This is a genomic window from Pseudomonas sp. S2_H10 (genome assembly GCF_054668285.1).
Genome location: NZ_CP162754.1, coordinates 1,168,812 through 1,182,087, shown reverse-complemented (window position 1 = coordinate 1,182,087; position 13,276 = coordinate 1,168,812). Strand labels below are relative to the sequence as shown.

Here is a 13,276-nt window from a genome sequence, read left to right as displayed (position 1 = left end):
CCCTTTGTATTGCAGTGTATCTGGCCTGCCCGCGGATACACACGAAGGCAAAAAGGCCGGTTTTTCAGCGGTTTTGTATTGCTCTGTATCTGCGCCCCGTTCTGATACGTACCGATTGATTCGCGCCGATTCCCGACACAGACGAGATACCTCGCAGGCTTCTAATGGGTTCCATCGAGGCACACCAGACCGCCTCGGCCCAACGAACCAACGACTGCTGAAACTTCGAGGAATCCGCCATGAACACCAAAGCCGTTTACGCCGCCTGCCTGTTTGCCGCCCTGAACATCTGCACCCTGTCGGCCCGCGCCGAAGCCGATGTCGCACCCAAAACCTACACCTATGGCAGCCACCTCGACATCAGGAAAGTGCTGTCGCTGACCGAAGACTCTACGCCTTCCTGCGGCGTGGTGAATGCCCGGCTGACCTACCTCGACTCCCAGTCCAGGACCCAGGTGCTCGATTACAGCAAGTTGGCCGACCACTGCAACTCGGAAAACTGAGTGTCGCGCGCAACCACCGCTTAATCCAATTGAATCAGGAAGGACATCATGAACAACGTATCGCGCTTTTTGACCGCCGTCGCCTTTTCCCTCGCCGGTGCGGCAGCCCATGCCAACGCCGCCGTCGAGCAAAGCGCCTGTGGCAGCAACACCTGCTTCCAGCTCACGCCGGTGGCGGAGAAGGGCACCCAGGGTTTCCTCGCGCAGGACGGTTCCAGCCGTACGCCTCAGGGGCAATTGCTGGATGAGCAAACGGCTTGAGCCCCCCAATCCACTGTGGGAGCGAGCCTGCTCGCGAAAGCGATTGTTCAGTCAGCGATGTGTCGTCTGACCGGACGCCATCGCGAGCAGGCTCGCTCCCACACTGGCCAAGTGTCGTCCACTAATCTGCATTAGGTGATCCCATGTTACTCATCGCTTTCCTGGGCGGCATTCTGACCGTCCTCAGCCCGTGCATCCTGCCGGTCGTGCCGTTCCTGTTCGCCGGTGCCGACCGCACACGCTCCTCGATCCTGCTGACCCTCGGTGGCATGGTCCTGACGTTCGCCCTGGTCTCGAGCCTGGCCGTGGTCAGCACTGAGTGGGTGATACAAGCCAGCAACACTGGCCGCCACGTCGCCCTGTTCGTGATGGTGCTGTTCGCCCTGTCGCTGATCTCCGCCCGGGTCGGCGACTGGCTGGCGCGGCCTTTCGTATTGCTGGGCAATCGCATCGACCCGAACTCGCGCAAGATGTCCGGGCCGTTGGCTTCGATCATGATCGGTGTCGCCACCGGGTTGCTCTGGGCACCCTGCGCCGGGCCGATCCTCGGGGTGATTCTGACCAGCGCCATGCTGCAGGGCGCGAACGCCGGTACCAGTCTGCTGCTGGTGGCCTATGGCGCGGGCAGTGCGCTGTCCTTGGGGACCTTGATCTTTGCCGGTCGCGGCCTGGTCAATCGCTTGAAGCCATCGATTCCGGTCACTGGCTGGTTGCGTCGTGGTGCCGGGGTCGCGGTGTTGGGCGGGGCAGCGGTGATTGCCACGGGTGCCAATGACCAACTGCTGGTCAACACCTCATCCGAAGCGGTCAGCAGTGTCGAGAAAGGCGTACTGGAGACCGTGCCGAAAGTCGTCGATTACCTGGTCAGCAAGGTCAAGGCCGACAGCACCATGGGCAACGCCCAGGGCGCCATGCCGTCGCTGTCCGGCGCGGTGGACTGGCTCAACTCGCCCGCACTGAACAACGAAGCCCTCAAAGGCAAGGTGGTGCTGGTGGACTTCTGGACCTTCGACTGCATCAACTGCAAACACACCCTGCCGTACGTGAAGGACTGGGCGAAGAAGTACGAAAAGGACGGCCTGGTGGTGATCGGCGTACACACGCCTGAATACGGCTTTGAACGCATCATCGACAACGTCAGGGCCAAGGTGAAGGAATACGGCATCACCTACCCGGTAGCGATCGACAACAACTACGCGATCTGGCGCAACTTCGACAACCAGTACTGGCCGGCGCACTACATCATCGATGCCAAGGGGCAGGTGCGTTACACGCACTTCGGTGAAGGCAGCTACGACACCCAGGAAAAAGTCATCCAGCAGTTGCTGGAAGAGGCGAAGGTCGGCACGCCCTCCGCGTAAACCGCTCGATCAATGGCTCACAGGTCTCGCGCCATGAGCCATTGATCCTTGTCCCACGCCCGAAAACGCTCCAGCACCACCCAACCGCGCTTGGCGTAATAATCGCTCTGGTCCTGGGTGTGCAGGTAGATCCTCGTCTCGCCGCTGGCTTTGGCTTGCGCGCAAATCCCTTCGATCAACCGCTCCGCCAGGCCCTTGCCGCGTGCTTCGGGAGTAACGAACACGCAAGCGAGCCAAGGCCCAAGATCCGGGCGATGGGCCAGGTCGGCCCGGGCCAGTGCCGCGCCGCCCAGCAGCTCATCATGGTCAAGGGCAATCAGACATTTCCAGTCGCCGCTGTGTTGGCCTTCGGCGAACTCTCGTTGCCAGTCGGGCAGTGGCTGCCCAGCGTATTCGTAGTGGAACTGCTGGTGGATCCACGCAGCGAATGTGTTGCTGTGCTGCATATGGCGAGCAAGCCAGTCCAGGCGGGGTGTCATGGTGTGAGTCCTTTCAGAGGTCAGTCGCGAGAGTAGCGGTCCTGGGTGGTGCTGTCGCCCCTACCGGCTCAGCGACCGCTCAAGTGATTCGAAGCCGCCTGCCCGCGCCGCCACGCCGCCGGCGGTGCGCCAAACTCGCGGCGAAAAGCGCGGCTGAAGGCGGTGTCGGTCTGGTAGCCCACTTCTTCGGCGATCCGCGTCAATGAGCTGTTGCTGCTGCGTAACAGGTTGGCGGCGAGCAACATGCGCCATTGCGTCAGGTATTGCATCGGCGAGATCCCCACCAGTTGCTGGAAGCGTTCGGCCAACACCGATCTTGAGGTGCTGGCGGTGCGGGCCAGTTCTTCCAGCGTCCAGGCGTGACAGGGGTTCTTGTGCAAGGCGTTGAGGGCGGCGCCGACGATCCGGTCGCGCACGCCGGCCAGCCAGCCGGTGCGGCCTTCGTCCTGTTCGTTCATGTACAGGCGCAGCACTTCGATGAACAGCACTTCGGCGAGTTTGGCCAATACCCCTTCACCGCCGGGGCGGGGCGAGCGGGCTTCGGCGAGGGCGTAGCGCACGGAGGACTCCAGCCAGATACCGGCGCTCGATCCGCGCACATTGACCCGCACCACGGCCGGCAAGCCCTTGAGCAACATGCCCGCCAGGCGCGTATCGCAGGCCAGGTAGCCACACACCAGGCGGGTGACCGCGCCACCGCCGCCATAGCTCAACTGGCGGGGCCGGCGCGCCAGCACCGCATCCAGGCGCGCACCGGTGGCCGGGGGCAATCCCGGTCGGGAGCACATGCGATGGGCGTCGCCCTGGGGGAAGATCACCACGTCGCCGGCGCTGAGCAGCAGCGGCGGATCATCGCCCAGCTCGACGTAGCACTCGCCCTCGGTGATCAGGTGAAAGATCACCACCCGTTCCGCATCGGGCTCCAGGAACGGCGCCGCCGTGTCGGCGCTGGGCGACTGGTAGCACCAGGGCGCGGTGAACCGGGCGTTGATGAAGATCGCGCCGACCAGGTGCACGACGCGCAGGGTTTGTGACAGAGCGTCCATAGGGCGTTCCCCGTGGCAGGATTCCTGATTGTGAACGCCTCGGTGCGCAACGTGGAATCTCCGGACGATCGGGCAGGCCTGGGCGACGATCGGACAGGACGCCAGCACCCGTCAGGACGATAGTTTGTCTACGGGGTCAATCCCGGCCCTGCTTCCCAGAACAAGAAAAGAGAGGTTGCCATGCCGAAGTTCGTGATTGAGCGCGAGATCCAGGGCGCCGGAGCATTGTCGGAAAGGGATTTGAAAGCCGCTTCGCTAAAGTCCTGCCAGGCCTTGCGTGAGTTGCCGGAGGTGCAGTGGCTGCAGAGCTATGTCACCGGTGACAAACTCTATTGCGTGTACATCGCGCCGAACGAGGGGCAGATCCAGGAGCACGCCAGGATCAGTGGTTTTCCCGCCAACCGGATTTCCCAGGTCATGAACATCATCGATCCGACGACGGCGGAGTAACCGCGGCCAGGCCCGATTCGTGTTTCACCCCAGAGACTGCCTCCATGAGTACACCCATTGATCTGACTGCCTTGAAAAACCGCCAGATGGCCTCCTGGGCCAGCGGTGACTACGCCGTGATCGGCACCACCCTGCAAATCGTCGGCGAGCAACTGGCCGAAGCCTGCGACCTGTTGTGCGATGAGCGCGTGCTCGACGTTGCCGCCGGCAACGGCAACGCGACCCTCGCTGCCGCGCGCCGTGGCTGTCAGGTGACGTCCACCGACTATGTCGCGGCCTTGCTGGAACGCGGTGAAGAGCGGGCCCGGGCCGAACGCCTGAAAGTCAGCTTCCAGGTCGCCGATGCCGAAGCCTTGCCCTTTGCCGACGGCAGTTTTGATGCGGTGCTGTCGACCTTCGGCGTAATGTTCACGCCGGACCAGCCCAAGGCCGCCGCGGAGCTGGCACGGGTCTGCCGCCCGGGCGGGCGGATCGGCCTGGCCAACTGGACGCCGGAAGGGTTCGTCGGCCAGATGTTCAAGACCCTTGGCCAGCACCTGCCACCTGCGCCGGGAGCGAATCCGCCCTCGCGCTGGGGCACCGAAGCCTGGTTGCACGAGCATTTTGACGAGCGTCAATTTCTGCTCCAGGTGACGCGCCGCACCTTCAATTTCCGCTATCGCTCGACGGCGCATTTCATCGACACCTTCCGCACCTGGTACGGGCCGGTGCACAAAGCCTTCGCCGCGCTGCCCGAAGACGGCGCCAAGGCGCTGGAAGCGGACCTGACCGAACTGATCAACCGGATGAACCGGGCGGGCGACAAGTCGCTGGTGGTGCCGAGTGAGTACCTGGAGGTGGTGATTACGCGGCGCTAATGGCCCTTGTAGGAGCGAGCCTGCTCCGGGCGGCGATCCGACGATGGACTCGAAAACACCGCGTGCATCCAGAAAACACGCGTAATCGTTATCGACCATCGCGAGCACGCTCGCTCCTACAAGGGGTAGTGTGATACCTGCTAAATGACTTTCGCCGGCATGGCTACTTGAGCCGCGATTCGTCGAACCACTCCAGCGCCGTGCGCCACAGGCAGATACCCAGGAAGTACGCCGACATCAGCAGCCACAGCCCCATCACCATCGGGTTGATCACTGGATGGTTGAGCACCAGCGACAGGCTGCACAGCAACCAGATGGCCGTCACCGCAATGTTGATCGGCATGAACCGGCGCACGCGGAACGGGTGCAGGAATTTCATCCGGGTCACGGTCAGCAGGGCCAGGCCAATGATGGTAATGAAGGTGATCCACGGCGACGGGGCGATGATGTACAGGCACAGGGCAACCACGTTCCAGGCGGCGGGGAAGCCCTGGAAATAGTTGTCCTTGCTCTTCATGTTGACGTTGCAGAAACAGAACAGCGACGACACCAGAATCAGCGACACGCTCAGCAGCAAGGTGTAGTCCGGCAGCGGAATGTAGCGGTAGATGAACAGTGCCGGGATGAACACATACGTCAGGTAATCGATCACCAGGTCGAGGATCGAGCCATCGAAGCTCGGCAGCACCGACTGCACATTGACCTTGCGTGCCAGCGCACCGTCCAGGCCATCGACGATCAGGGCAACGCCCAGCCACAGCAGGCAATGGGTCGGCTGGTTGTCCAGCAGGGACAGGGTGGCGAGGAAAGCGGTGACAACGCCAGTGGCGGTAAAGCCATGGGCGCCCCATGCTTTGAGCCTGGCGATGTACAGGGTTGAAATCACAGGGGCATTCTCCAGTGAATGAAGCAAGCCAGTTGTCACCCCGCGTACGGGGCGGTGGCAAAGCGGGTCGGGTTGCAGGTATCGACCGGGTATCCGGGAATAAGGTTCACCACCTATGAAATCTTAGCTGTGCCGCAAAGAAATACCCCGGACAAATCCACGCTGGCGCGGGTGCGTCGGCCCAACGGTGCTGGCACATTCGCTTGCGAGGTCTATCGTTGCCTGACTGGACAGAACCCTTCCAAAGAGGACAAGCGTGATGAACACCAGCGATCTGCTCGAACAATTACTGCGCGCCGGCCAAGGCTCGATGGCGCAACAGGGTGGCGGTGGCGCATCGGCCCAGGGCGGGCTCGGCGACCTGGGCGGCTTGCTCGGCGGGTTGTTGGGCGGTGGCGCCGGTGCCGGTGCGGGCGGCGGTGGCGGTGGGTTGGGCGGATTGCTCGGTGGTTTGCTTGGCGGCGGCTCGCCGATGGGTGGCGCGCCACAAAGCCGCTCCGGCGGCGGCACCAATTATGCGGCACTGGCCTCACTGGGCATGATGGCGTACCAGGCGTATCAGGCCTGGCAGCGCAGCCAGGCGTCGGCACCGCAGGAAGCGCCACGCACCGTGGACTTGCTGGCCGGTCCGGAGGCCGAGGAGCACAGCCATGCGATCCTGCGGGCATTGATCGCCGCGGCCAAGGCCGATGGCCGGATCGATGAAGCAGAGAAGCACATGATCAGCACTGAAATCGGTCGTCACACCGACGATCCGCAATTGCAGCAATGGCTGGACGATGAAGTCGCCAAGCCGCTTGACCCCAATGAAGTGGCACAGTCGGCCACCGACCCCGGCATGGCCTCGGAGATGTACCTGGCCAGCGTGATGCTGGTGGATGACCAGCAGGACGCCGAGCGCAATTATCTGGATGAACTGGCCGCGGCGTTGCAGATCGACCCAGAGTTGCAATTGCACCTGGAGCAACAGGCCAAGGGTACTGCCTGACGGGTGCATGGCAAAAATCCAAGGGGCAGCGCAATACCTGTAGGAGCCGGCTTGCTGGCGATGCACTCAAATGCGCCGCGTTCATCCGGGTTACACGCGTCATCGTTGACGACCATCGCCGGCAAGCCAGCTCCCACAGTCTTTGCGGTGAACCTGGCATTTGCGAACAACCCAATCCCTTGTAGGAGCTGGCTTGCCAGCGATGCCGGAGTGTCAGGCGCCATCGATGTTGAATATGCCGGCCTCATCGCCAGCAAGCCAGCTCCCACAGTTTTTGTGGTGAACCTGGCATTTGCGGACGACCCAATCCCCTTGTAGGAGCTGGCTTGCCAGCGATGACGGTGTGTCAGGCGAGATTGATGTTGGATGTGCTGGCCTCATCGCTGGCAAGCCAGCTCCCACAGTTTGATGTAGGGCACATCTCCTGTTTGTACCCCGCGCTAACAGCCCGTCTGTCCGGGCAATTTCAACACCGATTGAATTATTGCGCCGCTCGCCGGCTCTGCTGGGTTAGGAGACGTTTGCATTCGACGTCCTGGCGCGAAGCAGGTGAGCCATGGCCCGCAACCTCGATGACTACAACCGCATGCGTGATTTTTCGGCGACTTCCGAGCCTGCTGCCGACAAGCGCTCGCGCAAGAAAACTGCCGGGGATCATGCCTTGCAGTTCTGCATTCAAAAGCACGACGCCTCCCACCTGCACTATGACTTTCGCCTGGAACTCGACGGCGCACTCAAGAGCTGGGCCGTGCCCAAGGGCCCGTCCCTGGACCCCTCGGTCAAGCGCCTGGCGGTGCACGTCGAAGACCATCCGCTGGCGTACGCCACGTTCGAAGGCAGCATTCCCGAGGGGCATTACGGTGCCGGCGAGGTCATCGTCTGGGATCGGGGCATCTGGATTCCCCAGGACGATCCCGCCAAGGCCTATGCCAAGGGGCGACTCAAGTTCGAATTGCAGGGAGAGAAGCTGGGCGGCCTGTGGAACCTGGTGCGCACGCACATGCCGGGCAAACAGGAGCAGTGGTTCTTGATCAAGCATCAGGACGGCGCCGCCCGTTCGCAGCATGACTACGATGTGCTCAGCGCCGAACCGGACAGCGTGCTCAGCGAGCGGCGCATCGCCGACAAACCCTCGAAGCCGGCCGCCAGACCCAAGTCCGTCAGGAAGCCCACAGCCAGTGCCCAGGAAAAATCCTCGCCACTGACCGGCGCGCGCAAGGCCAGGCTGCCGGACCTGCTCAAGCCTGAGCTGGCAACGCTGGTGGAAAAAGTCCCGGACGGCCCCTGGAGCTACGAAATCAAGTTCGACGGTTACCGGATCATGGCGCGCATCGACCACGGCGCGGTCAAACTCATCACCCGCAATGGCCACGACTGGACCCACAAGTTACCCCGCCAGGCCGAGGCCCTGGCCGCGCTGGGCCTGGAGTCGGCGTGGCTCGACGGCGAAATGGTGGTGGCCGACGACCAGGGTGTACCGGACTTTCAGGCGCTGCAGAACGCCTTCGAGGCGAACCGCAGCGACGGCATTCTCTACTACCTGTTCGATATGCCTTACCTCAACGGCGTGGACATGCGCGAGGTGCCGGTCGAAGAGCGCCGGGCCGCGCTTTCGACAGTGCTCAAGGCCAACGACCAGCCGTTGCTGCGCTTCTCCGAGTCGTTCGGCGAGGAGCCACAGGCCTTGCTCAACAGCGCCTGCCAGATGCGCATGGAAGGCTTGATCGGCAAGCGCCTGGGTTCGCCTTATGTGTCCCGGCGCAGCAGCGACTGGATCAAGCTCAAATGCCAACATCGACAGGAGTTCGTCATCGTCGGTTTCACCGACCCGAAAGGCTCGCGCCATGCCTTCGGCGCATTGCTTCTGGGGCTGCATGACCGCGACAGTGGCGAGTTGCGTTACGCCGGCAAGGTCGGCACCGGGTTCAACGAGGCGACCCTGCGCAGCATCCATGAGCAGCTCAAGCCGTTGCGGGTGAAAAAACCGCCGGTGGTCAATCCGCCCGACGGCTCCGAGGCCAGGGACGTGCACTGGCTCAAACCCAAACTGCTGGCGGAAGTGGCCTTCGCTGAAATGACCAGGGACGGCTCGGTGCGTCATGCCGTGTTCCATGGCCTGCGCAATGACAAACCCGCTCAAGACATCACCGAAGAGCGCGCGAAAACCGTGAAAACCTCCACTGCGAAAAAAACCACGCACAAGAAAACCGAGCCCGCCCCCTCACAAATCGGTCTGGAGCAGGGCAAGGTACGCATCACTCACCCGGACCGGGTGATCGATCCCGACAGCGGCACCACCAAGCTGCAACTGGCGCAGTACTACGCGAGCGTTGCCGAGTGGATCCTGCCCGAACTCAAGGATCGTCCGGTGGCGCTGGTGCGTGCGCCGGACGGCATCGCCGGCGAACTGTTTTTCCAGAAGAATGCCGAGCACCTGGCGATCCCGGGCATCACCACGCTGGACAAGCAGCTCACCGGCCAGCCGATCATGCTCATCAACAACGCCGAGGCGCTGATTGGCGCGGTGCAGATGAGTACCGTGGAGCTGCATACCTGGAACGCCACGTCGGCCAACCTGGACAAGCCAGACCGCTTTGTCCTCGACCTTGACCCGGACCCGGCGCTGCCATGGAAGCGCATGGTCGAGGCCACTGCGCTGACGCTGTCGGTGCTGGATGAACTGGGGCTCAAGGCGTTTCTGAAAACCAGCGGCGGCAAGGGCATCCATGTGGTGGTGCCGCTGACTCGCAAGCTCGGTTGGGATGAGGTCAAGGACTTCAGCCATGCCATTGTCAGCCACATGGCCAAGCTGTTGCCCGAGCGTTTTTCGGCGGTGTCGGGACCGAAGAACCGGGTCGGCCGGATCTTCATCGATTACCTGCGCAACGGCCTGGGGGCGACCACCATCTGCGCCTACGCGGTACGTACCCGCGAGGGTCTGCCGGTGTCGATGCCGATTTTTCGCGAGGAGGTTGCCGAGCTCAAGGGCGGCAATCAGTGGAACCTGCACAATGCACATGAACGCCTGGCCGAAGTCGGCGATGAACCCTGGGCACAGATGCGCAAGACGCGGCAGGCGATCACCGCCGAGATGCGTCGGCGGGTGGGGATGAAAAAGTGACCGCAAGGGTCAAGGGAAATCCCTGTGGCGAGCGAGCTCGCCACAGGTACAGGGGGTGTTACTTGATGAAGGCCTGGAAGTCGGTACCCAGTTTGTCGATCGCCGCCTTGAAGTCCTGGGCGGTAATCTTCTGACTTTCGTTTTTCAGTTCGCTGCCGAACACCTTGCGCACCACTTTGGCTACGGTCTGGTTGCTCTTCGCGTCAATGAATTCGGCTTCGATGAACAGGGTGGTTTCCTGGTCACGGTGACCGGTGGCGGCCTGGGTTGCGCCGACTACGGCCGCGATGGGCACCACTTCATACCACTTCATGCCTTCGTTCTCGGCGTTCACCCCGGTGATCGCAGCGCGCATGAGCAGCGGCCGGGAACCCGCCGGAGCGGCTGACGAGGTGGACACTACGCGGTACTTCTGACCGAGCGTGGCCTTGGCCTTGTTGGTCATGTAGTTCTGGATGTCGGTCAGCGTCTGCTGGTTGACCCGCTCATCGGGCTTGGGCGCCGGGTACAGCTCCAGCTTGTTGAACACCACGGTGTCATAGGCATTCGGGTTCCACGACGGGCTGACCCAGCGCATCGCGGTGCCACCGCTCGGCGTTTCGACTTCCTGCAGGTTGTTATAGTTGGGCAGGAAGCCTGAGTATTGTTCCTTCTCGGTCACTTTCGAGGTACAGCCGCCTAGCAACAGACTTGCCAGCGTAGCGCCGACCAGCAGTTTTCGGGACAGATTCATAGTGGTGTTTACTCCTTGGTTGAAATCGTCGTTCTTGCGTTGTCTGAGCATCAGAAGCGCCAGGTCATGTTCCCGGTCAGGGCCTGAATCCAGGCGTTGTCGAACTCGCCGGAAACTCGGTTGCCGGATACGGACTTGGTCTGATCGATCGGCATGTCGCCGAGCCAGACCATGGCCCAGCTGACGTTGACATCGGTGTCCTTGTTCAGAGCATAGGTGGCTCCCGTCGCAATGCGCCAGGATTCGTTCATCGGCACGATCACGCTGCGGTTGCTGTCCGAAACGGCGCTGCTGTCATAGGCTACGCCGAAGTTCCACAACAACTGTTCGGTGGCCTGGTACTGCGCGCCAAGGGAGAGGTGCCAGGTGTCCTTGAATCCGGCGTCGACGTTTTTCGATTGCGAACCCAGCGCCGTGGTGTCGACTTCAACACCGATATCGCCGAACTCGGACCAGTCCTGCCAGTTGGCCGAAGCCAGCAGGGCCCATTGTCGGTCCAGTTGCTGGAACAGGCTCAGGGTCAGGGTTTGCGGCACCTTGACGTCGAGTTCGGTGTCGGTGTTGTTGATGCGATCGAGCAGGCGGCCATCGCCCTTGACGTCCAGCCGGTCCTTGAAGTCGAGGTCGACCTGGCTGGTGTAGGCCAGGCCTATGCGCGTGCCGGGTTGCGGGGCGTAGATCACCCCGACGTTGGCGCCGTAGCCCCAGGCGTTGTCCTTGTATTTGTACTGGCCGTCGGTGCGGTCGGTGAAGCCGAAGGGCGAGCGGTCAATCGCCGTTTGCGCCTGCAACATGCCATACATGGCCTTGACGCCCACGCCCACCGACCATTGTTCGTTGAAGCGGTAGGACACGCTCGGCACCAGGGACAGACCGAGCAGGCTGGAGTTTTGCGCGAAGTAGCGGCCGGACCAGTCGTTGTCGTAATTGACCGCCAGGCCGAAGTCGCCATAGGAGCCGAAACCGACGCTCCAGTGATCGTCCAGTTCATGGCTGATGAAGAAGCTGGCACCGGGGATCGGATCGAGGGCATTGCCGCTGCCACTGCCGGCAGTGTTGGTGCCGGAGTCGCGGTCGAAACTCAGGTCGCCGTAGAGCACTTGCAGGCCACCGGTGATTTGTGTGCCTGGCAGGTAGCTCATGCCCGCCGGGTTGCTGGCGATGGTCGAGGGGCCCTGGGCACGGGCGGCGGCGCCAGCGTTGGCCAGGCCTGCGTTGTCGGTGCCGATTTCGTAGAGCATGATGCCGCCGGCCCAGGCCTGCTGGCAGCACAGGGTCAGTAGCGCGGATGCAGATACGGCTAGTGTTCTGGTCGGCATGTATCTACCTCAGCAAATGTCCATTTCGAATGCGCGTGGACGGTGCCGGCCACCCGCGGATTCGGCTGTTTACTTGGCCTCTTGGTCCGCGCTGCAGCGACCTTGGCCGCGCCCGGCTCGGCGATGATGTTCAGGTTCCCCGTCAAGAGCGTAGGTTCGAATTGCGAAATATCCAGTAATGGCTAGTTAGAAAGTAGGCTTTCAGTCGATATAAGCGTCTGTTTCACCAGCGAAACATGGGCAACGGCCGCAGCGGCGAGCGGATCAGTTGCCGGACTGAAAGCTTCATCAGCATCGAGTGAAAACCATGGTCGGGAAAGGTCGACTGCACGGTTTTGACGAAGCTTCGAGGCAAGCCGAAACGCACCAGGCCCAGGGACACATCCACCAGATCGGCCTGGCGAAAGGCTTCGACGCTTTCGGCACAAGCGCCGCGATACCGGCGCAGCTTGTGATGCTCGAGAATCAGCGCACTGACTTCTTCCTTCAGGTCCGATCGCTGCTGGCTGTCGAGGTACTCGGTGGCCAGGGCAATGGAGGGCGGCAGGTAGTCCAGGGTGTCATCGGTCCAGATACCCAGGTCGTGAAACGCTGCGGCGATCTGCACGGCGTCCGAGGGCAAACCGTCGGCAGCGCTGAGGGCCGCGTGGAAATTCAGCACCCGGTAGATGTGGTTACGGTAGCCCTGCAGGTCGGCACCGATGGCCAGGGCGAATGAGGTGAGGATCTCGTCGGTGCGAGGGAATTCGAGCAGCAGTTTCATCAGGCGTCACGCAACAGGTCGTTGGCGTTGAGCAGGTCGTAGGCTATCTCCGGGCGCTTTTCCATGGCACGGCGAATGGCCGCGGGGATGCTCGCGCGGGTCTTGCGGCACAGTCCCGGCAGTTCGCCAACCTGGATGCCGATGCCGCGCATGGTGCGCACTTCATTGAAGCCCGGGGCGATGGCCACGCGAATGCCCAACTGCTCGAACATGCGCCGCTGCAGGTGCTCGAGATCGCTCAGGCTCTGCAGGTTCTCCAGGCGTTCGATCAGGCGTTTTTCTTCGTTGCGGGTCAGAAACAGAATGCGCAGGTCCGCCCCCGGTGTTTCCAGCAGCGGGTCACGCCCGCAGTCGCAGGCGCCGGGCGGGCAGGGTGAGCGGGTCGCAGCGGTGGTGGTCATGGGGATCAATCATAGAGCGCCGTGATTGAATTTGCCCATAGGGATTTGAAAGGGTATGCAAAAGCAATGTGGGAGCGAGCTTGCTCGCGATGGCGTCGTGTCAGGCAA

General features: G+C 62.3%; 14 protein-coding genes. 7 read left to right on the top strand and 7 right to left on the bottom strand.

Annotated elements, in window-relative coordinates; all coding sequences use genetic code 11:
- Positions 1-239: 239 nt before the first annotated feature.
- From AB4O16_RS05175 to AB4O16_RS05165, 3 genes are all read left to right on the top strand, one after another.
- The gene (locus tag AB4O16_RS05175) at positions 240-503 is read left to right on the top strand and encodes a DUF2790 domain-containing protein (protein ID WP_460157196.1); all 264 of its coding nucleotides are present in this window, start codon (positions 240-242) and stop codon (positions 501-503) included.
- 48 nt (positions 504-551) lie between these two features.
- Entirely contained in the window at positions 552-764 is a 213-nt protein-coding gene (locus AB4O16_RS05170) for a hypothetical protein (protein ID WP_460157195.1), read from the top strand.
- Positions 765-907: 143 nt separating this feature from the next.
- Entirely contained in the window at positions 908-2,125 is a 1,218-nt protein-coding gene (locus AB4O16_RS05165) for a cytochrome c biogenesis protein DipZ (protein WP_460157194.1), read from the top strand.
- 17 nt (positions 2,126-2,142) lie between these two features.
- On the opposite strand, the gene AB4O16_RS05160 is transcribed toward AB4O16_RS05165, so the two are convergent.
- Together AB4O16_RS05160 and AB4O16_RS05155 are read right to left on the bottom strand one after the other, a co-directional pair.
- Positions 2,143-2,604 (bottom strand): GNAT family N-acetyltransferase, encoded by a 462-nt coding sequence (locus AB4O16_RS05160; protein ID WP_460157193.1) that lies wholly within the window; start codon positions 2,602-2,604, stop codon positions 2,143-2,145.
- 68 nt (positions 2,605-2,672) lie between these two features.
- Complete coding sequence (locus AB4O16_RS05155; protein ID WP_460157192.1) at positions 2,673-3,650, bottom strand: AraC family transcriptional regulator; 978 nt, start codon at positions 3,648-3,650, stop codon at positions 2,673-2,675.
- Positions 3,651-3,830: 180 nt separating this feature from the next.
- Here AB4O16_RS05155 and AB4O16_RS05150 point away from each other — a divergent pair, with 180 nt between their 5' ends.
- On the top strand, positions 3,831-4,100 hold the full coding sequence (locus tag AB4O16_RS05150) for a DUF4242 domain-containing protein (protein ID WP_160388329.1): 270 nt from the start codon (positions 3,831-3,833) through the stop codon (positions 4,098-4,100).
- Between the two features lie 44 nt (positions 4,101-4,144).
- Positions 4,145-4,957: a class I SAM-dependent methyltransferase gene (locus AB4O16_RS05145; protein ID WP_460157191.1), complete on the top strand. Its 813-nt coding sequence runs from the start codon at positions 4,145-4,147 to the stop codon at positions 4,955-4,957.
- A 163-nt stretch (positions 4,958-5,120) separates the two neighbouring features.
- On the opposite strand, the gene pcsA is transcribed toward AB4O16_RS05145, so the two are convergent.
- Positions 5,121-5,843, bottom strand: coding sequence for a phosphatidylcholine synthase (pcsA, locus tag AB4O16_RS05140; RefSeq protein ID WP_150719335.1), 723 nt, complete (start codon positions 5,841-5,843; stop codon positions 5,121-5,123).
- Positions 5,844-6,102: 259 nt separating this feature from the next.
- Between pcsA and AB4O16_RS05135 the strand changes: the two genes are divergently transcribed.
- A complete protein-coding gene (locus AB4O16_RS05135) occupies positions 6,103-6,831 on the top strand; it encodes a tellurite resistance TerB family protein (RefSeq protein WP_460157190.1) in 729 nt (242 codons plus the stop codon).
- A 556-nt stretch (positions 6,832-7,387) separates the two neighbouring features.
- Positions 7,388-9,952, top strand: coding sequence for a DNA ligase D (gene ligD / locus AB4O16_RS05130; RefSeq protein ID WP_460157189.1), 2,565 nt, complete (start codon positions 7,388-7,390; stop codon positions 9,950-9,952).
- Between the two features lie 58 nt (positions 9,953-10,010).
- On the opposite strand, the gene AB4O16_RS05125 is transcribed toward ligD, so the two are convergent.
- From AB4O16_RS05125 to AB4O16_RS05110, 4 genes are all read right to left on the bottom strand, one after another.
- A complete protein-coding gene (locus AB4O16_RS05125) occupies positions 10,011-10,685 on the bottom strand; it encodes a DUF3313 domain-containing protein (protein ID WP_460157188.1) in 675 nt (224 codons plus the stop codon).
- 50 nt (positions 10,686-10,735) lie between these two features.
- Positions 10,736-12,004: an OmpP1/FadL family transporter gene (locus tag AB4O16_RS05120; protein WP_460157187.1), complete on the bottom strand. Its 1,269-nt coding sequence runs from the start codon at positions 12,002-12,004 to the stop codon at positions 10,736-10,738.
- A 223-nt stretch (positions 12,005-12,227) separates the two neighbouring features.
- Positions 12,228-12,767, bottom strand: coding sequence for an HD domain-containing protein (locus tag AB4O16_RS05115; protein ID WP_160388336.1), 540 nt, complete (start codon positions 12,765-12,767; stop codon positions 12,228-12,230).
- Positions 12,767-13,168, bottom strand: a complete 402-nt coding sequence (locus AB4O16_RS05110) for a hypothetical protein (RefSeq protein ID WP_460157186.1) — start codon at positions 13,166-13,168, stop codon at positions 12,767-12,769. Before AB4O16_RS05110 ends, AB4O16_RS05115 begins: the two co-directional genes overlap by 1 nt.
- Positions 13,169-13,276 lie beyond the last annotated feature (108 nt).